At 60.4% G+C, this 20,733-nt stretch carries 21 protein-coding genes, 1 tRNA gene and 1 riboswitch; of the genes, 11 read left to right on the top strand and 11 right to left on the bottom strand.

What is annotated here, in order from left to right; translation table 11 throughout:
• Positions 1–10 precede the first annotated feature (10 nt).
• Positions 11–901 (top strand): LysR family transcriptional regulator, encoded by an 891-nt coding sequence (locus MTP39_RS02680; RefSeq protein WP_249241330.1) that lies wholly within the window; start codon positions 11–13, stop codon positions 899–901.
• A 193-nt stretch (positions 902–1,094) separates the two neighbouring features.
• Here MTP39_RS02680 and MTP39_RS02675 read toward each other — a convergent pair whose 3' ends face one another.
• Complete coding sequence (locus MTP39_RS02675) at positions 1,095–2,210, bottom strand: ABC transporter ATP-binding protein (RefSeq protein WP_097779213.1); 1,116 nt, start codon at positions 2,208–2,210, stop codon at positions 1,095–1,097.
• Positions 2,211–2,334: 124 nt separating this feature from the next.
• On the opposite strand from MTP39_RS02675, the gene MTP39_RS02670 reads away from it, so the two are divergent.
• Positions 2,335–3,180, top strand: a complete 846-nt coding sequence (locus tag MTP39_RS02670; protein WP_249241329.1) for a helix-turn-helix domain-containing protein — start codon at positions 2,335–2,337, stop codon at positions 3,178–3,180.
• Here MTP39_RS02670 and MTP39_RS02665 read toward each other — a convergent pair.
• Positions 3,177–4,478: an MATE family efflux transporter gene (locus MTP39_RS02665; protein WP_249241328.1), complete on the bottom strand. Its 1,302-nt coding sequence runs from the start codon at positions 4,476–4,478 to the stop codon at positions 3,177–3,179. The genes MTP39_RS02670 and MTP39_RS02665 overlap by 4 nt on opposite strands.
• A 185-nt stretch (positions 4,479–4,663) precedes the next feature.
• Here MTP39_RS02665 and MTP39_RS02660 point away from each other — a divergent pair, with 185 nt between their 5' ends.
• Both MTP39_RS02660 and MTP39_RS02655 read left to right on the top strand, forming a co-directional pair.
• Positions 4,664–5,641, top strand: a complete 978-nt coding sequence (locus MTP39_RS02660; RefSeq protein WP_249241327.1) for a carbohydrate kinase family protein — start codon at positions 4,664–4,666, stop codon at positions 5,639–5,641.
• 92 nt (positions 5,642–5,733) lie between these two features.
• A complete protein-coding gene (locus MTP39_RS02655) occupies positions 5,734–6,270 on the top strand; it encodes a phosphatase PAP2 family protein (RefSeq protein ID WP_249241326.1) in 537 nt (178 codons plus the stop codon).
• A 45-nt stretch (positions 6,271–6,315) separates the two neighbouring features.
• Here the strand turns inward: MTP39_RS02655 and MTP39_RS02650 are convergent, their stop codons facing one another.
• From MTP39_RS02650 to rlmD, 3 genes are read right to left on the bottom strand one after another with little or no spacing between them, the layout of a single operon-like run.
• Positions 6,316–6,825: a hypothetical protein gene (locus MTP39_RS02650; protein WP_249241325.1), complete on the bottom strand. Its 510-nt coding sequence runs from the start codon at positions 6,823–6,825 to the stop codon at positions 6,316–6,318.
• A gap of 37 nt (positions 6,826–6,862) precedes the next feature.
• On the bottom strand, positions 6,863–7,978 hold the full coding sequence (locus MTP39_RS02645) for a GGDEF domain-containing protein (protein ID WP_249241324.1): 1,116 nt from the start codon (positions 7,976–7,978) through the stop codon (positions 6,863–6,865).
• Between the two features lie 6 nt (positions 7,979–7,984).
• Positions 7,985–9,154 carry a 23S rRNA (uracil(1939)-C(5))-methyltransferase RlmD gene (rlmD, locus tag MTP39_RS02640; RefSeq protein ID WP_249241323.1) on the bottom strand — a complete coding sequence of 390 codons (1,170 nt, stop codon included), beginning with the start codon at positions 9,152–9,154 and terminating at the stop codon, positions 7,985–7,987.
• Positions 9,155–9,334: 180 nt separating this feature from the next.
• On the opposite strand from rlmD, the gene MTP39_RS02635 reads away from it, so the two are divergent.
• From MTP39_RS02635 to MTP39_RS02625, 3 genes are all read left to right on the top strand, one after another.
• Positions 9,335–10,255 carry an ROK family protein gene (locus tag MTP39_RS02635; protein ID WP_249241322.1) on the top strand — a complete coding sequence of 307 codons (921 nt, stop codon included), beginning with the start codon at positions 9,335–9,337 and terminating at the stop codon, positions 10,253–10,255.
• Between the two features lie 75 nt (positions 10,256–10,330).
• Entirely contained in the window at positions 10,331–10,792 is a 462-nt protein-coding gene (locus MTP39_RS02630; RefSeq protein ID WP_249241321.1) for a DUF4430 domain-containing protein, read from the top strand.
• On the top strand, positions 10,767–11,306 hold the full coding sequence (locus MTP39_RS02625; RefSeq protein ID WP_249241320.1) for a hypothetical protein: 540 nt from the start codon (positions 10,767–10,769) through the stop codon (positions 11,304–11,306). The genes MTP39_RS02630 and MTP39_RS02625 overlap by 26 nt, the downstream gene beginning before the upstream one ends.
• A gap of 84 nt (positions 11,307–11,390) precedes the next feature.
• Here MTP39_RS02625 and MTP39_RS02620 read toward each other — a convergent pair whose 3' ends face one another.
• Together MTP39_RS02620 and MTP39_RS02615 are read right to left on the bottom strand one after the other, a co-directional pair.
• The gene (locus MTP39_RS02620; protein ID WP_249241319.1) at positions 11,391–12,662 is read right to left on the bottom strand and encodes a bifunctional folylpolyglutamate synthase/dihydrofolate synthase; all 1,272 of its coding nucleotides are present in this window, start codon (positions 12,660–12,662) and stop codon (positions 11,391–11,393) included.
• A 315-nt stretch (positions 12,663–12,977) separates the two neighbouring features.
• Positions 12,978–13,490 carry a folate family ECF transporter S component gene (locus tag MTP39_RS02615; protein ID WP_249241318.1) on the bottom strand — a complete coding sequence of 171 codons (513 nt, stop codon included), beginning with the start codon at positions 13,488–13,490 and terminating at the stop codon, positions 12,978–12,980.
• A 149-nt stretch (positions 13,491–13,639) separates the two neighbouring features.
• Positions 13,640–13,736: riboswitch (THF riboswitch) on the bottom strand.
• Positions 13,737–13,938: 202 nt separating this feature from the next.
• On the opposite strand from MTP39_RS02615, the gene MTP39_RS02610 reads away from it, so the two are divergent.
• The 3 genes from MTP39_RS02610 (at position 13,939) to MTP39_RS02600 (ending at position 16,629) form a co-directional block, all read left to right on the top strand.
• The gene (locus MTP39_RS02610) at positions 13,939–15,633 is read left to right on the top strand and encodes a M3 family oligoendopeptidase (protein WP_249241317.1); all 1,695 of its coding nucleotides are present in this window, start codon (positions 13,939–13,941) and stop codon (positions 15,631–15,633) included.
• 126 nt (positions 15,634–15,759) lie between these two features.
• Complete coding sequence (locus MTP39_RS02605) at positions 15,760–16,428, top strand: hypothetical protein (protein ID WP_249241316.1); 669 nt, start codon at positions 15,760–15,762, stop codon at positions 16,426–16,428.
• Positions 16,429–16,553: 125 nt separating this feature from the next.
• Positions 16,554–16,629 (top strand) — tRNA-Thr (locus MTP39_RS02600).
• A 99-nt stretch (positions 16,630–16,728) separates the two neighbouring features.
• Here MTP39_RS02600 and MTP39_RS02595 read toward each other — a convergent pair.
• Genes MTP39_RS02595 through MTP39_RS02580 form a run of 4 tightly spaced genes read right to left on the bottom strand, consistent with a single transcriptional unit; the run spans position 16,729 to position 19,336 of the window.
• A complete protein-coding gene (locus MTP39_RS02595; RefSeq protein WP_249241315.1) occupies positions 16,729–17,562 on the bottom strand; it encodes a hypothetical protein in 834 nt (277 codons plus the stop codon).
• On the bottom strand, positions 17,546–18,271 hold the full coding sequence (locus MTP39_RS02590; protein ID WP_249241314.1) for a hypothetical protein: 726 nt from the start codon (positions 18,269–18,271) through the stop codon (positions 17,546–17,548). The genes MTP39_RS02595 and MTP39_RS02590 overlap by 17 nt, the downstream gene beginning before the upstream one ends.
• An 11-nt stretch (positions 18,272–18,282) precedes the next feature.
• On the bottom strand, positions 18,283–18,804 hold the full coding sequence (locus MTP39_RS02585; RefSeq protein WP_249241313.1) for a hypothetical protein: 522 nt from the start codon (positions 18,802–18,804) through the stop codon (positions 18,283–18,285).
• Positions 18,791–19,336: an RNA polymerase sigma factor gene (locus MTP39_RS02580; protein ID WP_243138345.1), complete on the bottom strand. Its 546-nt coding sequence runs from the start codon at positions 19,334–19,336 to the stop codon at positions 18,791–18,793. Before MTP39_RS02580 ends, MTP39_RS02585 begins: the two co-directional genes overlap by 14 nt.
• Before the next feature lie 172 nt (positions 19,337–19,508).
• Between MTP39_RS02580 and MTP39_RS02575 the strand changes: the two genes are divergently transcribed.
• Complete coding sequence (locus MTP39_RS02575; protein ID WP_249241312.1) at positions 19,509–20,471, top strand: biotin--[acetyl-CoA-carboxylase] ligase; 963 nt, start codon at positions 19,509–19,511, stop codon at positions 20,469–20,471.
• Positions 20,472–20,733: the final 262 nt, after the last annotated feature.

The following is a 20,733-nucleotide window of genomic DNA, read 5'->3' as shown; positions in this document are numbered from 1 at the left end:
GGAGCCGTTCATGGAACTGCGGACTGTCAATACCTTTTTGCACATCGCCGAGTTGCACAGCTTTTCCCGCACCGCGCGGCAGCTGGGCTACTCGCAGTCGGCGGTGTCCTCCCAAATTGCACAGCTGGAGGCCGAACTGGGCACCCCGCTGTTTGACCGCGTGGGTAAAACGGTGCGCCTGACCGATGCCGGGCAGACCTTTTTAGGCTACGCCCGCACCCTGCTGGAAACTGCCCAGCAGGCGCAGGCCGCCTTGCAGCCCGCCCAGCAGGTGCGGGGCAGCTTGCGCATTGCGCTGGCGGATTCCGTGTGCAGTACCTTTTTGCCGGGGCTGTTGCAGCGCTACCATGCCCGCTGCCCGCAGGTGGAGCTGGTGCTGCACACAGCCTCCACGGACGAGATGCTGCAATTGCTGAGCACCAATCAGGTAGACCTTGTCTACACGCTGGACCAGCCCCTTTTGCAGCCTGCGCTGGTGCTGGCTGCGGATGTGCCGGAGCCGGTGTGCTTCATTGCGCCGCCGCAGCATCCGCTGGCGCAGGAAAGCGTGCTCCCGCTGGACATTCTGCCCCGGCAGGAGTTTCTGCTTACCGAGCGGGGCATGAGCTACCGGGACGCGCTGGACCAGTGCATGGCGGCGCACGGCCTTGCCATCCACCCCTATCTGGAACTGGGCAGCGCCGCGCTGCTGTGCCAGATGGTAGAGCAGGGCATGGGGCTTTCCTTTTTGCCGGAGTACATCGTGCGCAGCGCACTGGCCGAGGGGCGTCTGGCTCGGCTGAACGTGCCGGACTGCACCGTCATGATGCACCGGCAGCTATTCTACCACCGGGATAAATGGGTGACCCCCCAGATGAACGTGTTCATCGAGCTGGTGCGGCAGGGCACACAGATCAAATGATTGGGAATGCCCGCCGCGTTGCTTTGGGCATATTCAGCGGAAGAAATATTTTTATTTCGGGGTTCAGAAACGCCTGTGGGCGTTTCTGAACCCCATTTTCACGAGAGGGTTCTCCAAAACGAAAAACCGCCGAAGGTTTCCCTTCGGCGGTCTTTCGTATGATAGGAGGATCAAAAATGATCTTTGCTAAGTCTTAGTTCAGGATGGTCTGCTCGGTCTCGATGTCGAACAGGTGCACCTTATGGGGATCGAATGCAACGCGGACGGTGTCTCCGTTGCGAGCCTTGGAGGTGGGAGCAACGCGGGCGGTCATCTTGTTGCCCTTGTACTCCAGGTACAGGTAGATCTCAGCGCCCATCATTTCGGAAACATCGACCTGAGCATCCAGCTGGCAGTCGGTGTGCTTTGCCATAAACTCGGGCTCGTCGTCGATATCCTCGGGACGGATGCCCATCTTGATCTTCTTGCCAACGTAGGAATCCAGCTTGCCGTCGGCGGTCTTCTCCTTGGGCAGGGGGATCACGTCGCCGCCCAGGTCAACACCGTACAGGTCGCCCTTCTTGATCAGGGTGCCGTCCAGGAAGTTCATCTGGGGGCTGCCGATGAAGCCAGCAACGAACATGTTGCAAGGCATATCGTACAGGTTCTGCGGGGTATCGACCTGCTGGATAATGCCGTCCTTCATAACCACGATACGGTCGCCCATGGTCATAGCCTCGGTCTGGTCGTGGGTAACGTAGATGAAGGTGGTAGCCAGCTTCTTGTGCAGCTTGATGATCTCGGTGCGCATGGAGGTACGCAGCTTAGCATCCAGGTTGGACAGGGGCTCGTCCAGCAGGAAGACTGCCGGGTTACGAACCATTGCACGGCCCAGAGCAACACGCTGACGCTGACCACCGGACAGAGCCTTGGGCTTGCGGTCCAGCAGGTGCTCGATCTCCAGGATCTTAGCAGCCTCGTGCACGCGCTTGTCGATCTCGTCCTTCGGGGTCTTGCGCAGTTCCAGACCGAAAGCGATGTTCTTGTAAACGGTCATGTGGGGGTACAGAGCGTAGCTCTGGAACACCATGGCGATATCACGATCCTTCGGGGGGACGTCGTTGATCAGACGGCCGCCGATGTACATCTCGCCCTTGGAGATCTCCTCCAGACCGGCGATCATACGCAGGGTGGTAGACTTGCCGCAGCCAGAGGGGCCGACGAAGATGATGAACTCCTTATCCTGGATCTCCAGGTTGAAGTCGGTAACAGACGGGGCAGTTGCGCCCGGATAGATCTTGTAGATGTGCTGGCAGCTAATGGAAGCCATAATCGTTATCCTCCGTAAATATTTGGTGTTTCACGCCCTTGACGGCGTGTTGTTTCGTTGGTACTATAATAACAGATAATTTTGTGATATAAAATAGCATTTTATTGATTAGAGGTGTCAGATATTGCTGTTTGACTGGAACACCATCGCCGCACCAGCTGCGCTGCTGGACGTGCAGCTTTCCGCGCCCCGCACCCTGACCGGCGAGGGGCTGTGGGTCTGCCTTGTTTCCAGCGGCAGATGCACGGCTTCCCTGCCCGGGGCATCGGCTGCGCCCGCCGGCTCTGTGCTGGTGCTGCCGCCGCAGTCCGCTGCGGCGGGACATCTGATCTTAAGCCGCGCCCCGCTCACCCTGACCCCGGAGGACAGCTGCCATCTGCTGTGCGTCCAGCTGACCGGGCAGGCCAGCACGCAGTTTTTGAACGGCCTGCAGGAGCTGCCCTATCTTGCCAAAGGCGAGACCTGCCCTGCCGCCGCCGAGCTGATGGGGCGTCTTGCGGAGGAAAAAAACACCCACAGCCGTGCCCGCAGCCAGCTGGTCTTTGCCCTGCTGTGTGAGCTGGCGGATGCCGACAGCGCCGCGCCCGCCCTGCCGCCGCTGGTGCAGGCCGCCATTGAGGATATCCGCGCCAACTACGCGGGACTGTACGGCGTGGAGGAGCTCAGCGAGCGGCTGGGGGTCTCCAAAAGCCATTTGGTGCGCACCTTTACCGCCGCCGTGGGCGTGCCGCCGGGCAAGTACCTGACCACCGTGCGCATCGAGGCCGCGCAGCGGCTGCTGCTGCACCGGGAGTACACACTAGACGTGGTGGCCAGCTTGTGCGGCTTTTCCGGGGCGAACTACCTGTGCCGGGTATTCAAAAAAGAAACCGGCCAGTCCCCTGCACAATGGCGGGCACTGACCGGTCGCGCCGCACAGGCCGGGCTTACGCCCGAGGAGACCATGCGGGAACAGGAGATGTATATTTAAGCCGTCTCGGCCTTTTTTCTGCGCAGCAGAAACAGGGTCAGCAGGGCGGTGAGCAGCTCCGAAGCCGGGAAGGCCGCCCATACGCCCGGCATCCCGAACACTGCGCTCAGCACCAGCGAGCAGGCCACGATGGCCACCATGCCGCGGCAGATGGAGGTGATAGAGGCCTCTGCCGGGCGGTTCACAGCGCTCAGATAGCCCGCCGCCATGATGTTGAAGCCCGCAAAGAAGTAGCCCACAAAGTACATCCGCATCCCGGTGTGGGCATACTGCGCCATCTGCACCGAGTTTTCGCTGTTGAACCAGCTTACAAAGGTATCGGTCAGCCCGAACACCGCAGCGTACAGCACCGCCGCCAGCACCAGCACGGTGCCGCTGCCCAACAGCAGCAGCTTCCGCGCCCCGGCGTGGTCGTTCTGCCCATAGCAGCGGCTCACCAGCGGCTGTGCACCCTGCGCCACGCCGTTGAAGATGGCGGTAGCCACCAGCGCAAAGTTTGCCACCACGCCGTAGGCTGCTACGCCCACGTTGCCCGCCAGCCCCAGCAGCAGAAAGTTGAACACCGTGGTGGTCACGCCGGAGGAAAGCTCCCCCACAAAGCCGGAGATGCCCAGCTGACAGCTCTGCCCCAGCAGCCTTGCCGAGGGCATCTGCCGCACGAATTGCAGGGTGTTCTCCTTTTTAAAGAAGTGGCGGCTGCAAATGGCGATGCTGATAATAGGCGAAACCGCCGTTGCCAGCGCCGCACCGGCCAAGCCCAGACCCATGGGGAACATAAAGATATAGTCGAACACCACGTTGAACAGACTGCCGCTCAGGGTCGCTACCATGGCAAGGGAGGGGTCGCCGTCGTTGCGGACAAAGGCCGAAACGATGTAATTGCACATAAAAAACGGAGTGAACAGCAAAAAGATGCGCGCATAGGGGATGCCCAGCGCCACGATGCCGACATCGCCGCCCATGAGCCGCAGCAGCGCCCCGGGCGCAAAGACACCCGCCAGCATCCACGGGATAGATGCCAGTACGGCGCACAGAATGGCATTGGAGAAATACCGCTGTCCCCGGGCATCGTTCTGCGCCTTGGCAATGGCGTAGCGGGTGGCCGAGCCCAGCGCGATCATAGAGCCAATGGCAAAAATAAAGTTGTAGATGGGCAGGCAGAGGTTGAGCAGGGTAACGCCATCCGTACCGGCGGCCTGTGCAATAAAATAAGTGTCGGCCAGAATATAGCACGAAGTACCCAGTAAGCCGAAAATATTCTGCGAGACATATTTAAAGAACTGTTTTGTCAGATCCATACACTTTTTCCTTTTTCCCTGTTTTTGCATACGTCTGGAAATTGTAGCATATCTGCCGCCGCAAGTCAACCGCAAAACCCGCCCATTACCGTATAAAAGAAGCAGTTGCGCACAGCGCCCTGCGGGTGTATACTGTACACTGCCGCACCTTGCGGCACACCTGTATGCAGAAAGGAAGAAGCCCTATGTCCGACAGGATCTTATTTTCCATCGGCGAAGCGCTGATCGATATGATCCCCTCCCGGGTGGGGTGCAGCTTTGACGAAGTGCCCGCTTTCAGCCCCCGGGTGGGCGGTGCCCCGGCCAATGTCTGCGCCGCCGTTGCCCGGCTGGGCGGCCGCAGTGCGCTGCTGAGCCAGCTGGGCGATGACCCCTTTGGTCACAAGATCGCCCGGGCGCTCGCCGCCTGCGGCGTGGAGCTTTCCCATCTGGAATTTACCGGCAAAGCCAGCACCGCGCTGGCCTTCGTCAGCTTAGCGGAAAACGGCCAGCGCACCTTCAGCTTCTGCCGCAAGCCCTCCGCAGACCTGCTGTATACCCCGGAGCAGATCGACCCGGGCTGGTTCTCGCAGGCCTTTGCCTTGCACTTTTGCAGTGTCTCGCTGGTGGACAGCCCCATGCGCTACGCCCATCTGGCCGCCATCACTGCTGCGCGGGAGGCGGGCGCCATCCTCAGCTTTGACCCCAATCTCCGCTTCCCCCTCTGGCCGGACCGGGAGCAGCTGCGCCAGACCGTGTGGCAGTTTCTCCCTCTGAGCCACATCCTGAAGCTTTCGGACGAGGAACTGCCCTTCCTCACCGGCACCGAGGACATTGAAGCCGCACTGCCCGCACTTTTTACCGGAGATGTGCAGCTGGTGCTGTACACCTGCGGCGGCAAGGGTGCCCGCGCCTATACCCGCGCCACCAGTGCCCGCGCCCGCAGCCCCAAGGTGACAGCGGTAGACACCACCGGCGCAGGGGACGGCTTTATCGGCTCGTTCCTGTGGCAGCTGCAGCGGGACGGCGTGACCACCGCCGAACTGCCAAAACTTTCCCGCAAACGCCTGACCGAGTATCTGACCTTTTCCAACCGCTTCTGCGCCCTCAGCGTGCAGCACCACGGTGCGCTCGACAGCTACCCCACTTTGGAGCAGATGAAAGCGGAGTATCCCCTGCCCTGAGGGTAAATTTACAGTGCATTCTGTATTTTTTAACATTTATATGCTATATTGTATAAAAAATCCGCTCTTTCACCACCCAAAAGGAGGAACCCATGCCCTTTGAGTTTGCTTTTCTGGACTGGCTGTACCAGTTCCGCAACCCGGTAATGAATGCGATCTCCATCTTTTTTGATTACGCCGGTGCCCACGGCGAGATCTGGATCGCGTTCACCCTGCTGCTTCTGCTCTTCCGGCGCACCCGCAAAGCAGGCTTTGCCATGGCGGTGGCGCTGGTGCTGTACATGGCGGCGGGGCACTTCTTCCTCAAGCCGCTGTTCGCCCGCCCCCGTCCCTGCGATATCAACACCACCATCACCATGCTGGTGGCGCGACCGCACGGGCACTCCTTCCCCTCCGGGCACACCGCTTCCGGGGTGGCGGCAGCCTATGCGCTCTGGCTGCAAAACCGGAAGCTGGGCGCACCCGCGCTGGTGCTGGCAGCCTTTATCGCCTTTACCCGGCTGTACCTCTATGTGCACTTTCCCACCGATGTCCTTGGCGGCGCAGTGCTGGGCATCGCGCTGGGCACTGCGGCCTCCGCATTCGCAAACTATATGGCAAATCGTAAAAAGAAACAACAAATTGTATAAGAAAAGGTCGCTGCACGCATTTTGTGCAGCGACCTTTTTGCTCTATTATTCCTCCGGGAGCTGCACTTTCCGGTTCTGTGCCGGATCCCAGCACACCAGCCCCAGCCGACTGCCCGCAGGCAGGGCGGCGTCCGGCTTTGCCGCCTGCCAGCAGCGCTTGAGCGCCGCAGCGGCATCCTCTGCGCCGGGCAGCTCGGTGCACAGCACCGTGCCCTGCCAGCCGTTCTCCGTGTACAGGCTCAGTGCGCCCGCCTTGCCGTCCAGAATGGCGGTGATGTCCTGCTGCAGCTGCGCGTAGCCCTCGGCGGTGGCGGCGTACTCACCGTGCCACTTTTCAAAAAACACCGAGAATTCCCCGCACAGCTCAATCAGCAGGTCCTCTGTGCCGGAGGGGCTTTGCACCACCAGTGCCAGATCCTGCTCCTCCATGTAGTCAAAGTCCGGGTCGTCCCATGTGTGCACGGTGACCTGCTGTCGGCTGAGCAGCATCAGCAGTTCTCCCTGCTTTTCAGCGGTGTCAAAATCGCCCTGCGGGCTGTTCCAATCTGTATTCATCGGTGTTCCTCCATTTATAAAGTGTGCAGGCAGTGTTTCAGGCTGTCTGCTCTCTGTCTGCGTGCTTTTCCGCTGCGGCGCGGGCCTTCTGTTCTTTTTTGGCGCAGTAGAGCGCACGGTCGGCGCGGTCCTTCACTGTGACCACGTCCTCCCCGGAAAAGGCGGCAGAGCCAAGGGAGACCGTCGGCAAAATGGTAAGCACCTTGCGCCGCTCTGCCAGCAGAGATTGCAGCGTTGCTGCGCAGCGGGCTTCGCTTGCCTCGTCTTTCAGCAGCACGCAGAATTCATCGCCGCCAATGCGGTAGCAGTAGCCGCAGCGGGCATAGGCTTTTTTGATGCAGTCTGCGATCTCGGCAAGGCAGACATCTCCCTGCAAATGGCCGTAGCGGTCGTTGATCTGCTTGAAGTCGTCCACATCAAACACCACCAGCACCCCGCCGCTGCGGCGCATCTCGGCGGTGCGGTTCAGGTAGCTGTTCTGGTTCAGAAGTCCGGTCAGGGCGTCCAGCTGGTTCCACATCTCGCTGCAATAGATATAATACAGCACCGACAGCAACGTGACGCACAGCCATGTGACGTGCAGCTCCGGCAGTGCGATCTGAATCACGGTCTCCGCGCCCAGAAACAGGATCAGCGGGTAGATCAGCGTGCGGCTGCGGTTCTGAAAAGCCGTCGCCGTGCGCACCGTAGCCGCCATAAGGTACAGCATGGAGATATAATACATCATGACATAGATGTAAAAGCGCTCGCCCCGGGCGTAGAGGTTCTCCTTACTCACCGAGAACACAGGCCCATAGGGCAGCGTTGCCGCCAGAAAAAGCAGATACACGCCCTCGCAGCACACCGCCACCTTGAACCCGCGCCGGATGATGGATTTTTTGTCCAGCACATATACCAGACACAGCGCCACTGCCGGTGTCAGCCCGAAGCCCAGATAGTTGGACAAAATGTTCAGCCAGCGGCAGCCCGGCGGTGCACCATCCACCACAATGGTGATGACCTCCAGCACCGAAATGCACGCAATGAGCGCAAAGGCCAGAAAGAACCCGCGCTTCTGCTTTTTATTCAAAGATTCGCTCAGCTTTGTAAGAAAGCACATAAAGCCAAGCACAAAAAGATCAATGGTCGTTAAAATAAAAAAATATCTATCCATTGCAGATTATCTCGCTCTGTACGCTGATGTCTTGGATAATGCGCATACCGTTTCGATATGCTCCGTATGCGGGAACATATCCACCGGGGTAAAGCCCTCGGCCTTATAGCCCAGCTTTGTCAGGGTGGCAAGGTCGCGGGCAAGGGTAACGGGGTTGCAGCTGACGTAGACCACCCGCTTTGGAGCCATGCGGGCCACGCTGGCAAGGAATTCCGGGGTAGAGCCCTCGCGCGGGGGGTCCATAAAGATCACATCTGCCTTCTCCCCTGCTGCGGCTGCTTCGCGGATCCAGCGGGTGGCGTCGGCGGCAAAGAAGCGGGCGTTCTTTACGCCGTTGTGTCTTGCGTTGCCAATGGCGTCCTGCACGGCGTCCCGGTTCAGCTCCACACCCACCACCTGCTTTGCATGGTCGGCGGCGGTCAGGCCAATGGTGCCAATGCCGCAGTAGGCGTCCAGCACCACCTCTTTGCCGGTCAGCTTTGCAGCTTCCACCGCAAGGCCGTACAGCACTTCGGTCTGGGCGTGATTGATTTGATAAAAGCTGCGCGGGCTGATGGCGTAGGTCTTGCCGCAAAGGGTGTCCAGAATGAACCCCTTGCCGTACAGCACTTTTTCTGCCTCGCCCAGCACCACGCTGGTCTTGCGGCTGTTCACGTTCTGCACCACGGTGGTCACAGTCACGCCGCGCTGCGCAGTTTCCGCCAGCAGCGCCTTGACAAAGTTTTTCGCGCCCGGCAGCACCGGCTGCGCCGTTACCAGCACTACCATCACCTGCCCGGTGGCTACGCCCCGCCGCAGCAGGCAGTGGCGCACAAGACCGGTACCCTTGTCCTCGTCGTAGGGCTGGTAGCGGCAGGCGTTGGCGGCAGCCCGCACCGCCTGCATGGTCTTGTCCAGCACCTCGTCCTGCAGTAGGCAGCTTTCCACCGGCAGCACCTTGTGGCTGTTTGCCGCGTAGATGCCGGAGGTCAGTTTTCCACCCCAGCCGGTGGCAAAGGTGGAGATCACCTTATTGCGGTAGTGGTAAGGCTGCTCCATGCCCCGGATGGGGTGCACCGGGCCGTATTTGCCCACAAGAGCCCGCACTTTTTCTTCCTTTTGTTTCAGCTGCGCGGCATAGTCCAGCCCCAGCAGGGGGCAGCCGCCGCAGTTTTTGGCACGCAGTTTGCAATCCATGGCAGTTTCTTCCTTTATATAACAGATACTCTCTTTTCAGGATATCACAGGGCGGGGTGGATTGCAACCGCAAGCCGGTGCGTTTTTTGCAGTTTTCTTTTTTACCGCCGGGGCTTTACTTTCCCGCGATGATTTGCCATAATAGGGACAGAAAACGACCGTTTACGGGAGGGCTACAAGATGAAGATCATGGTTTTTGATGTAGGCGGAACCGAGATCAAATACTCGGTCATGGATGAGCAGATGCACCGCACGAACAGCGGCGCGGTGCCCACGCCGCAGGATACGCAGGCGCAGTTTCTGGATACGGTCTACCGGCTGTATGCGCCCCACAAGGGCGAGGTAGTCGGCATTGCCATGGCGCTGCCGGGCTTTGTGGACAACCGCACCGGCTATGTGTCCAACGGCGGGGCGCTGCTGTACAACACCGCTACCCCGGTGGGGCAGCTGCTGGCAGAAAAGTGCGGCTGCCCCGTTATCCTGGAAAATGACGGCAAGGCCGCCGCCATGGCAGAGCTGGCAAACGGCGCGCTGAAAGGCTGCTGCAACGCGGCAGTGTTCATCATTGGCACCGGCGTGGGCGGCGGCATCATCGCCAACGGACAGCTGGTGCGCGGGGTGCACTTTACCGCCGGAGAGTACAGCTTTGTCAACACCAACGCCGAGGCGTGGGACGCCCCGGACCAGAACATGGCCTGCCAGTGCAGCACCAGCAATCTGCTCAAATGGTACCGCGCCCGCAAGGCACTGCCGGAAAACGCCCCGCTGGACGGACGCAGCTTTTTTGCCGCCGCCAACGCCGGGGAGCCGGAAGCCTTAGAGGTGCTGCGGCGGTTCTGCCACGCGGTGGCGGTGCAGATCTACAACCTGACCGTTCTGCTGGATGTGGAAAAGGTGGCCATTGGCGGCGGCATCAGCAAGCAGCCCCTGCTGCTGGAAAGCCTGCGCAGCGCCTACGATGGACTGTACGCCTCCCGGGCGGGACAGGCTTACATGGAGGGCTTACCCCGCTGCCAGATCGTGCCCTGCGCCTTCAGCAGTGAAGCCAATCAGGTGGGCGTCGCCGCCGCATATTTTGAAGCCATGCAGAAAAAATGTTGATTTTCAGCCGGTTTCATGGTACTATATCTGCCATGCGTTCTGCACGCAAAACACGAAACAAGGAGATCTTGAACCATGAACTACCTGCATAAATTTGCCGTTCTGACCCTCAGTGCTGTGCTGTCCGTCTGCCTGCTGGCAGGCTGCGGCGCTTCCGCGTCCTCTACCGCCTCCAGCGCTGCCTCCTCTGTGGCTTCTTCTGTGGCCGCTTCCGAGGTTGCTTCTTCCGCTGCCAGTAAGGCACAGGCCACGGTGGAGTTCACCGTTACCGCTGCGGACGGCAGCGTGTCCAGCGTACTGCTGAACGTGACCGACGGCGAAAAGCTGAGCACCGCACTGGCCGAGGCCGGGATCATCAGTCAGGAAGAAGCCGAGGCCGGCTTTGTGACCACCGTGAACGGCGAGACTGCCGACTACGATAAGGATCAGGCATGGTGGTGCCTGACCGATGCTGCCGGTGAGATGACCACGGTGGGCGTGGCCGACATCGAGCTCCACGACGGTGACAGCTATGCCTTTACCTACACCAAGGGCTAAAAAGCCGGTGGCGCTGCACACCCGGGTGCTGCGGCTGGTGCTCAGCGGCCTGATGGGCGCACTGCTGGTGGTGAGCAAGCAGGCCATGAGCGGTCTGCCCAATCTGGAGCCGGTAAGCCTGCTCATCATCCTGTTTGCACTGGAGCTGCCCCGGGAGACGCCCGGCGCCATCACGGTATTCATCCTGCTGCAGGGCGTGCTGTACGGCTTTGGTCTGTGGTGGGTGATGTATCTGTATGTGTGGTATCTTCTGGCGCTGCTGGCATGGCTGCTGCGCCGCATGGACAACGCCTTTTTCTGGGCGGTGTTCAGCGGGCTGTACGGCCTGTGCTTCGGCGGACTGTGCGCGGCGGTATATCTGTTTGCCAAAACGCCCGCCTTTGCCCTGAGCTGGTGGCTCAGCGGTCTGAGCTACGATGCACTGCACGGCATCGGCAATTTTGTGCTGATGCTGCTGCTCTATCGTCCGCTGCGCCGTGCGCTGCAAATGGCAAAAAAGCAGCTGCGGATCTAATATTTTCTTTATAAAAACACAGAGCCGGACCGCCCGAGGGCTGTCCGGCTCTGCTTGTATTCAAAAATATTTTTTTCTGCATCGTTACGCATTCAGACGGGCAAAGGCCTGCCGGACATCGCCGGAGAAATACAGCGTACCCAGTGCACACACCGGGCCTTCGCCGCCCAGTTCTTCCGCGCGGGCTACACCGGCCTCGATGCTGTCTGCTGCCTCGGCGGTGCAGCCGTAGGCGCGGATATGCTCTGCCAACGTCTGCGCCGGCATGGCACGGGGGTTGTGCGCCGTCACGGTCACGAACCGCTCGGCCAGCGGTGCCAGCAGCGCCAGCATCTCGTCCACGTCTTTATCTGCCATGATGCTGACCAGAAAGACGAATTTCTGCCCGGGGAAGCGGTCTTTCAGGCTCTGCACCGTGGCGCGCATCCCGTGGGCGTTGTGGCTGCCGTCCAGCACAAAGGCCGGGCTGTGGCGCAGCAGTTCAAAGCGCCCGGGCCAGCTTACCTGCTCCAGCCCGGTGCGGATGGCGCTTTCCGGGATGTTCCAGCCCTGCTGCCGCAGCACCCGCAGGGCGGTGATGGCCAGCGCGGCGTTGCGGGGCTGATAACTGCCGATGAGCGGCAGCCGCACCCCGTCCAGCCCGTCAAAGCTGAAGGTAACTGCGTCCAGATCCCCGCCGGTGATCTGCAGCTTGGCAAAGTCCACCTCGGTAAAGGGGGCGTGCTGCTGCGCTGCCACCCGGCGCAGCACGGCGTCTGCCTCCGGTGCACCGCCGTAGCTCACCACTGGGCAGCCCGGCTTGATGATGCCCGCCTTGGCAGCGGCGATATCCGCCAGCGTGGGGCCCAGCTCCTTGACGTGATCCATGCCCAGTGCGGTGATCACCGCACTGGCAGGCTTTTCGATGACATTGGTGGAATCCAGCGTGCCGCCAAGCCCCACCTCCAGCACCACGATATCGCATTGCTGCTGCGCAAAATAGAGCATTCCCAGCGCGGTGATGATCTCGAACTCGGTTGGCACATCCTCCATGGCATCGGCGGCGGGCTTTACCTGTTCCACCAGCTTTACCAGCACCTCGTCCGGGATCTGCTGTCCGTCGATCTGGATGCGCTCGTTGAACCGGTTGATGAAGGGCGAGGTATACAGCCCCACCCGGTAACCGGCGGCTTGCAGGCAGGAAGCCAGCATCGCCGCCGTACTGCCCTTGCCGTTGGTGCCCGCCACATGGACGAATTGCAGCTTTTTGTGCGGGTCGCCCAGTGCAGCCAGCAGGGTGCGGGTGCGGGTAAGCCCGGGCTTATGCCCCGCCCACTGCACCGCGTGGATGTATTCCATTGCCTGTTCGTAGTTCATAGATACTGCCTCGATTCAAGATCACGATTTGGAATGCGCTCCGCTTTGCTCTGCGCATAAATAGCGGAAAAATTATTTATAATTTCGCAATTCTGGAAAATCTGCGGATTTTCCAGAATTGCCTTTTCACGGTAGGGGTTTGGGAACGAACTCCCTCAGTCAAAACCTGACGGTTTTGACAGCTCCCTCGGGGAGGGAGCCTTTGGCATGGTGGGAAAGTTTCTCATTGCACATAAAGCTTTAGCAACGAGCCTTACGGCTTGGCTCTCCCTTTGGGAGAACTGGCGCGGGAGCGCCTGAGAGGGTTTTCACAGCTTACTTCTTTGCCAGCTTCATCAGGCTGCGGTTTTCCAGCAGGATGCGCAGCAGCACAACGTTCACGGCGCTCAGAATGAGGGCGTTGGGGATGCGCACTGCCAGCGTTGCCCACGGGTAGCCGTAGAACAGCCGCAGCGCCAGCGAGGTGATGACCATAGAGCCCACAAAATGCCCCAGCAGCACGCTGGCTGCAAGCCGCAAATTTGTGGAAAGGCTGTTCAGCTTCTGCCACGCAAAACCTGCCACCAAGCCGATGGCACCCGCACCCAGCGTGATGAGCGGGTTGATGGCGTAGCCCGCCAGCACACCGCCGATGATATCGGCCACTGCACCCACCGCAAAGCCTGCGCCGGGGCCGAACACCACCGCCGCCAGCAGCACCGGCAGACTGCCCAGATTGAACCGGACGAAGCCGGTGGAGATGCTGAGCACCCGGCTGAACACGATGCTCATGGCTATCAGCAGGGCCAGCATGGTCAGGGTACGCACCGAAGTTTTTTTGTCGTTCATTATAGTTGTCCTCCTTAAAAAGGAACAGCAGGCAGGACGCAAAAACGCCCTCCCCTGTGACAGACCGCACAAAGGAGGGCGTGAATTCCAACAACATTCACTTCCGGGCAAAAACCGCAGACGGCTCTCGCCTGCACCCAAGTCCATGCAGCAGCGGGATGCAGACCCTGCACCGCGGTCAATACCTTCGTCCGCAGCACAACTCCCCGTTGATGCGGCACTTAACGCGCAGGGTCTTACTCTGTTGATGATGCCATTATAATCCTTTTTTTGCTGCACTGCAAGCGCTTAAACGGACATCTTTGCCAAAGGAGCGTTTTTATTTTTGGCAGTGTTGTATAAACGTAGGACTTTTGCCCGCCTGTCTCCCTCTTTTCTTTTGGCGCAGAACGTGGTAAGATGAACACAAGATACCAAAGGGGAAACTGCCCCGGAAAGGAAATTTTCCATGAAATTCAGCGAAATGACCTATACCCGCCCGGACATCGACGCCCTGCTGGCACGGTGCAAACAGCTGGCTGCCAAGGCCGCTGACGCCCCGGACGGCGACGCTCTCATTCAGGTGTACTACGAGCAGAGCCGCGCCTTTGCAGACTACACCACCGCCTCTCAGCTGGCCAACATCCACTACACCTGTGACACCCGCGATGCCTACTGGAAGGCCGAGCAGGACTTTTTTGATGCCAACGGCCCTGCCGTGACCAACGCCAGCGTGGAGATCAGCCGGGCATTTCTGGCAAACCCCTATGTGGATGCCCTCACCGAGCACTTCGGCACCACCTGCGTAGCCGGTATGAAGAACGCCGTGCTGGGCATGGACGACCGCACCGTGGAATTGCAGCAGGAGTTCAACGCGCTGGTCAGTCAGTACCAGCAGATCTACGGCGGCGCACTGGTGGAACTGGACGGCAAGCAGCTGACCATCCCCCAGCTGGGCCCCTACAAGGAGGATCTGGACCCCGCCGTGCGCCGCGCCGCCTACGAAGCCGAGGCCGGTTACTTTGACGCCCACCGGGACGAGCTGGACGCACTGTACACCAAGATCGTCAAGAACCTGAATCAGCAGGCCAAGGTGCTGGGCTATAAGGATTACAGCGAGCTTTCCTATGTGCGCATGAACCGCATCGGCTACGGACAGGCCGAGATTCAGGCCTTCCGGGATCAGGTTGCCCGGGACGTTGTGCCCGAGCTGCAAAAAGTGATGGCCATGCGCGCCAAGCGCACCGGCATCACCCACCCCACCTTTACCGACCTGCCCATCATCTTCAAGGACGGCAACCCCAAGCCCATCCCGGGCTATCAGGCACGCATGGATGCCGCCCGCACCATGTACCACGAGCTGAGCCCCGAGACGGCAGAGTTCATCGACTTCATGCAGGACAACGAGCTGTTTGACGTGGAGAGCCGTCCCGGCAAGATGTCCGGCGGCTACATGACCAGCCTGCCCAGCTACAAGGCACCCTTTATCTTTGCCAACTGGAATAACACCTCCGGTGATGTGGACGTGCTGACCCACGAGTGCGGCCACGCCTTTGAGGGCTATGTGGCCGAGCGCGACCCCAACGTGCCCGCCGATTTGGAATGCCCCGCCATGGAGAGCGCCGAGATCCACTCCATGGCCATGGAGTTCCTCACCGCGCCGTGGCACCACCTGTTGTTCGGCAAGGATACCGAGAAATACTCCCTGCTCCACGCCGAGGACAGCTTTGTGTTCCTTGCCTACGGCTGCGCCGTGGACGAGTTCCAGCACATCATGTACCAGAACCCCGACCTGACCCCCGACCAGCGCAACGCCGAGTGGCTCAAGCTGGAAAAGAAGTACCGCCCGTGGATCGACTTTGACAACCTACCCTTCTACGGGCGCGGTGCCGGGTGGCAGCGCCAGCTGCACATCTACGAGTGCCCCTTCTACTATATCGACTACTGCCTGTCCACCATGGCGGCCTTGCAGTTCTTCCTGCTGAGCCTTGATGACCACAAGGACGCATGGGAGCGCTACCTCAAGCTGGTGCGCCGCGCCGGTCTTGCCAGCTACACCGAGCTGATGCAGACCGCCGGGCTGAAGGTGCCTTTTGAGGAAGGCAGCGTCAAGGGCATTGCCCAGCAGATGACCCGCTGGCTGGAAGAGCATCAGGTGGGCTAAAGACAAGCGAAAGTCGTTTCGTGACAGCGTCAGGGCGTTTCGTGACAGTTTTCTTGCTTTTCCGCCGTGCTGCGGTATACTGAAACCAGCATCATCCCCTTCGAAAATGGAAAGGAGTACTGACTTATGAGATCTTCCCGTTTGTTCCGGCGCGTCATCGCCGGTCTGTGCGCTGCCGCCATGCTGTGCGGCGGCATGGCCGCTTCGGCTGCTGCGCCCGCACTGCCCACTGTCCCCGCTGCGGTGGAAGCTACCAACGCCGCCCCCAGTGATGCCGAGCTCAAGACCGCTTTTTCCAAGTTCACCGTCACCTACGATAAGGAGACCGGCGGCTGGGATCTTTCCTCTCCGCAGGAGCAGGCCAGCATGGCCAAAAAGTCCTGCGGGCTGTACCCCTATATGTTCGTGCAGGACGATGGCATTGCCTTTAATATGATCCTGACCTACGCAGGCAGCAAGAAGCTGGACATCAAAACGGTCAACGTATCTGCTGATGACGAGCTGTACACCTTTACCTGTGACGAGGAGTACGGCGGCGGCTACGATCAGGATATGGGCTGCTGGTTCGACATGGAGCTGTTCCAGCTGAGCGATGAGGAGATCAGCTGGCTGAGCGAGTGGCTGAACGCCAAGAGCGTCACCGCTGTGTTCATCGGCCGGGACGGCACCACCCAGAGCTATGCCCTGACCAAGGAGAACCGCACCGCCATTCAGGAGATGGTCACCGCCTACAACCTGATGCTCTCCTCCACCGTAGAGCAGTGCGAGCCCATCCTGACCAGTCTGGCAAAGTAAACGCATTTCCAGAGTCCCCGGAGCGTCTACGGATGCTCCGGGGATTTTTGCGCAAAAATATTATTTTTTGCAAAAAACGCTTGCAAAACCCGCAAAGCTGTGCTATACTAATCGAGCTGTGATGTGCTGCTATAGCTCAGTTGGTAGAGCGCATCCTTGGTAAGGATGAGGTCTCCAGTTCGAATCTGGATAGCAGCTCCAGCTTAAACGCCCTGAAGTCTTAGGACTTCGGGGCGTTTTTCGTTTATCCTTTCAGCCGCACTGCAAAAATACCGCCGCACTGCTGTGCGGCGGTATTTTTTAATCCTCGTCGGGAATATTCTCTGCATCCAGCAGATACTCGGTCTCGGTCTGCTGTTCCATCTGCTGCGCGGTCCAGTCCAGCTGCACAGCGCCGCTCAGGTCCAGCGAGTAATCCTCAGTATACAGCAGACTGCCGGTGTTCAGGCTGCTTTCTGCCGCGCTGGGGGCATCCCATGTAAAGTGCAGGCTTTCCGGCGGTACGGTGCACTGCTTTGCCAGTGCGGTCAGGGTGTAGCAGTCCCGGGCAAAGGCGGCGGCGCTGTCGTAGGGGCCGAACAGCTCCACGGTCAAGGTCAGGTAGGTATCCCCGGCGGGCAGGGCGGCGGCCTGCTGCAAAGTTTCGGCCTGCGGGCCGCTCAGGTACAGCCTGCCGCTGATATCCCGGATGGCGATATCCTGCGCATCCTGCTTGCAGGCGGTGTACAATTCGTCAATGGCCTGTGCGCTCAGACGGTTCATCGTCTGCTGATTTTCGCCGCTCAACTCGTCCCACAGCATGGGCAGCATCGCCATGCAGAAGCAGCCCGCCATCAGCACCAGACAGACCAGCACGGACACAAAATCGTACTTCCAGCGGCCGGGGCGGGCGGCAAAGAACAGCACCTCGCACCCCAGCAGCACCAGCGCCACCGCCGGGGCAATTTTCAGGGTCAGCTGCACATCAAAGCCCGGCACGAAGAAATACAGCAGGAAGAACACGCCCGCCGCAATGAGACACGCGCCCAAGGTCAGGCTGCCCACTCGGCGCAGGGGCTTTTCAGCGGGCTTGTGCTCCGGCGGGGGCACACTGCCCGGCTGTGCCGTCAAGGGGGTCTTATTCTGCTCGATCATCGTCATCCTCCGCAGGATTTTCGTCCTGTTCTGCGCCGGTCACCGGTTCCCCCAGCAGTGCCGAAAGCTCCGGCATGGCAAAATGGGTATCCGTGTCCGCGGTATCCTCGGCATCCTCAGCCTGCGGCGCAGCCGTGTAGGCGTGGAAATCCTCAGCTTCCTCGGTCTCCTCTTCAGGGGGCTGCTTGCCCTTTTTGTTCTTCGGGCCGCGCACCAGCCACATACCGCACACGATCAGCGCCACGCAGACCACGATCTGCGGCAGGGCATCCAGCATCAGGTAGATGGCGCGGAAAACCGGGTTATCCTGTCCCCAGCGCCACATCACATCGCCCAGCACCCGCATGATGATGTTGTTGTAGAACACGATGGCGCCCAGTGCGATGAGCCCCCAGCCCACCAGCTTGTGGCTTTCGCCCATGAACTGGGTCATGCGGGCATCGTGCCAATTAAAGTGCACCAGATAATCGTCCTCCGGGGCTTTTTCCGCCGCCAGCTGCGCGCGGAGGTTCAAGGTATCGAAAAAGCTGTACATATACACAACGATACAGCCGACTACCAGTGCGTCCAGCCCCGTGGTGCTGCCTAGGATAATAAACAGGCAGAACATGGTGATGAGCGAGAGCCCCCGCTTCATATAGCCCTGATACATCTGCCCCGCACCGGGGATGCAGGCAAACAGCAGGGTCAGGATCCCGTTTTTCTTCATAATCAGTTCCCTCATTTCTCAGTGGTGTCTGCACTGTGGTGCAAAAGCGCGTCCAGTGCGTCGGATAGTTTTTCGGTCAGCTGTTTTTTGTCCTCTATGGGCTTGCCCAGCGGAGCGGTGGATTGCTGCGGGGCTTTGTCGTTCACCGGCTTGCCCAGCAGCTCCGGTTCGGTCTGCTGTGTAGTCTGCGGCAGCCATGTATTCAGCTGCTGCCCGGTGTGCAGGATCTGTTCCAGCGTACCGGCTCGCCACATGGTCAGCGCCAGCACGGCGGCTACGGTCGCCACGGCGGCGCGTCCCCATGTGTTCTGCATCAGCCGTATCCAGATGGTGCCCATCACCGCGCCCCGGGCGGAGCGCGGCGGCTGCTCCAGCACATCATCGGTCAGCAGAGCGGTGTAGCGGTCCATGCAGCGGTCGCAGTAGGCAAGGTGTTCGGCGGCTTCCAGCCGCTGTGTTTCGTCCAATTGCCCGCCGACCAGTGCCTGTAAACCTTCCTCGCTCAAACAGCCTTTTGCGTCAAACAGTTCCATGTACGCTCCTCCTTTCACAGGGTATGCGGTCGTTTTGCAGGATCTGCTGCGCCAGCATCTTTTTGGCGCGGTAGACCTGCGCTTCCACCGTTTTGGGCGGTCGGCCGCACAGTCTTGCAGCTTCGGCCATGGTGTGCTGTTCCAGCAGCACCAGACGGCAGGGCGTGCAGTAGGGCTCGCGCAGATTCAAGATCATCTCCGTCAGCTCTTCCTCGCCCAGCGCTTCCAGCACCTGCTGCTCCGGCTGCATACCGGGCGGCGCGCCCTCCAGCGCCAGCACCTCGTCGCCGGGGGTGTTCATCTTGCGCACCCATGCGCTGCGCAGATAGTCCTTGGCTTTGTTGGCGGCGATGCGCGCCAGCCACTGCTTTTCAAAGCCGGGCGGGCAGCGGTCGATGGCCCGCCACGCCGCCAGAAAGGTCTCCTGCGTCAGATCCTGCGCTTCCTGTACATCCGGCACCAGCTGGTGGCAGACCGTGTACACGAGCGCCTGATATTTCTGCACCATCGTGCTGAATTCCTGTGTTGTCAACGCGCTGCACGGCCTCCTTTCCGGTCTTGGATGCGCTGCTCTGCGCCGCCCTTCTGTCTTTAATACGAGGGAGCGGCGGCAGTTCCTGCAAAAAACTAAAATTATTTCAAACTTTTTCTTCTTCCGCAGATATGGTACAATAGCAGTATAGCACACAGGGAGGATTTACGCCATGGCTTCTACCACCCGTCAGGCGCTTTTACAGGCGCTCAGCGCCGCCGAGGGCGCTTATATTTCCGGCCAGCAGCTGGCGCAGCAGCTGGGGGTCAGCCGCGCTGCCGTGCACAAGGCGGCGGCTGCGCTTACCGCGCAGGGCTATGTGCTGGAAGCCGCCTCCCGCCGGGGGTACCGCCTGCTGGGCGGCGATCCCTTCTGCACCGAGGCGGTAGGCCCCTACCCTGCCCCGGTGCAGCTGTACGACACGTTGGAAAGCACCAACCGCACCGCAAAGCTGCTGGCGCTGGAAGGCGCTGCCCACGGCACTCTGGTGCTGGCGGGCGGGCAGACCGCCGGGCGCGGGCGGCTGGGGCGCAGCTTTGCCAGCCCGGCGGGCAAGGGGGTGTACTGCTCGGTGGTGCTGCGCCCGCCGCTGCCTGCCGCCAACGCCCAGACCGCCACCATCGGCGCGGCAGTGGCGGTGTGCCGGGCTGTGCAGACGCTGTGCGGGCTGGAACTTGCCATCAAATGGGTGAACGACCTGTATTATAAGGGCAAAAAGGTGTGCGGCATCCTGACCGAAGCCGGTACTGACCTTGAAAGCGGCCAGCTGGAGTGGCTGGTGGTGGGCATCGGGCTGAACCTGACCGCCACCGCCGAGGACTTTCCCCCGGAGCTGACCGCCAAAGCTGGCAGCCTATACCCCGGCGACCCCGCCCCGGTAAGCCGGGCGGCGCTGGCAGGCGCTATCGGGCGGGAGCTGTTAGCGCTCTGCCCGGGCTTTGAATGTCTGGACGAGTACCGCGCCCGCTGCTTTGTGCCCGGCCACTGGGTGACCGTGTGCACCGGCACCGAGACCTACGCCGCGCAGGCGCTTTCCATTGACGATGCCGGGCGGCTGGTGGTGCAGCGGGAGGGCGGGCGCACCGAGGCGCTGCGCTGCGGCGAGGTGACCATCCGCCCCACTAAGACGGAATAAACGGGAGAGCGGACGATTTAAAATGCCCTCCGCGTTGCTCTGGGCATGATTTAAGGAAAATTTATTTTAGATTTCGGCAGAACGGAACGCCTGCGGGCGTTCCGTTCTGCCATTTTCACGAGAAGGGTCGTAATGGTAAACTGCATTTGCAGCGCCGCTTCCTTCGGAAGCGCGGCGCTGCGGAGTGCGTTACCGTTTGCCTTCTCGGCCCCTCCTGTGAAAAAAGCGTTTGGAGCGCTCCGCAGAGCGCGACAAACGCGAA

This window comes from Faecalibacterium sp. I3-3-33 (genome assembly GCF_023347295.1).
Lineage (GTDB): Bacteria > Bacillota > Clostridia > Oscillospirales > Ruminococcaceae > Faecalibacterium.
The sequence above is the reverse complement of the archived record's forward strand: the minus strand, read 5'-3'. Positions and strand labels throughout refer to the sequence as shown.

What these genes read in the sequence shown, in the direction of transcription:
- MTP39_RS02660 (WP_249241327.1), top strand. Translation starts at nt 4,664, where the DNA reads ATGTCCGACAGGATCTTATTTTCCATCGGCGAAGCGCTGATCGATATG.
- MTP39_RS02590 (WP_249241314.1), bottom strand. Translation starts at nt 18,271, where the DNA reads ATGAAGAAAAACGGGATCCTGACCCTGCTGTTTGCCTGCATCCCCGGT.
- MTP39_RS02605 (WP_249241316.1), top strand. Translation starts at nt 15,760, where the DNA reads ATGAGATCTTCCCGTTTGTTCCGGCGCGTCATCGCCGGTCTGTGCGCT.
- MTP39_RS02595 (WP_249241315.1), bottom strand. Translation starts at nt 17,562, where the DNA reads ATGATCGAGCAGAATAAGACCCCCTTGACGGCACAGCCGGGCAGTGTG.
- MTP39_RS02655 (WP_249241326.1), top strand. Translation starts at nt 5,734, where the DNA reads ATGCCCTTTGAGTTTGCTTTTCTGGACTGGCTGTACCAGTTCCGCAAC.
- MTP39_RS02650 (WP_249241325.1), bottom strand. Translation starts at nt 6,825, where the DNA reads ATGAATACAGATTGGAACAGCCCGCAGGGCGATTTTGACACCGCTGAA.
- MTP39_RS02675 (WP_097779213.1), bottom strand. Translation starts at nt 2,210, where the DNA reads ATGGCTTCCATTAGCTGCCAGCACATCTACAAGATCTATCCGGGCGCA.
- MTP39_RS02575 (WP_249241312.1), top strand. Translation starts at nt 19,509, where the DNA reads ATGGCTTCTACCACCCGTCAGGCGCTTTTACAGGCGCTCAGCGCCGCC.
- MTP39_RS02585 (WP_249241313.1), bottom strand. Translation starts at nt 18,804, where the DNA reads ATGGAACTGTTTGACGCAAAAGGCTGTTTGAGCGAGGAAGGTTTACAG.
- MTP39_RS02645 (WP_249241324.1), bottom strand. Translation starts at nt 7,978, where the DNA reads ATGGATAGATATTTTTTTATTTTAACGACCATTGATCTTTTTGTGCTT.
- MTP39_RS02665 (WP_249241328.1), bottom strand. Translation starts at nt 4,478, where the DNA reads ATGGATCTGACAAAACAGTTCTTTAAATATGTCTCGCAGAATATTTTC.
- MTP39_RS02610 (WP_249241317.1), top strand. Translation starts at nt 13,939, where the DNA reads ATGAAATTCAGCGAAATGACCTATACCCGCCCGGACATCGACGCCCTG.
- MTP39_RS02615 (WP_249241318.1), bottom strand. Translation starts at nt 13,490, where the DNA reads ATGAACGACAAAAAAACTTCGGTGCGTACCCTGACCATGCTGGCCCTG.
- MTP39_RS02635 (WP_249241322.1), top strand. Translation starts at nt 9,335, where the DNA reads ATGAAGATCATGGTTTTTGATGTAGGCGGAACCGAGATCAAATACTCG.
- MTP39_RS02680 (WP_249241330.1), top strand. Translation starts at nt 11, where the DNA reads ATGGAACTGCGGACTGTCAATACCTTTTTGCACATCGCCGAGTTGCAC.
- MTP39_RS02620 (WP_249241319.1), bottom strand. Translation starts at nt 12,662, where the DNA reads ATGAACTACGAACAGGCAATGGAATACATCCACGCGGTGCAGTGGGCG.
- MTP39_RS02630 (WP_249241321.1), top strand. Translation starts at nt 10,331, where the DNA reads ATGAACTACCTGCATAAATTTGCCGTTCTGACCCTCAGTGCTGTGCTG.
- MTP39_RS02625 (WP_249241320.1), top strand. Translation starts at nt 10,767, where the DNA reads ATGCCTTTACCTACACCAAGGGCTAAAAAGCCGGTGGCGCTGCACACC.
- rlmD (WP_249241323.1), bottom strand. Translation starts at nt 9,154, where the DNA reads ATGGATTGCAAACTGCGTGCCAAAAACTGCGGCGGCTGCCCCCTGCTG.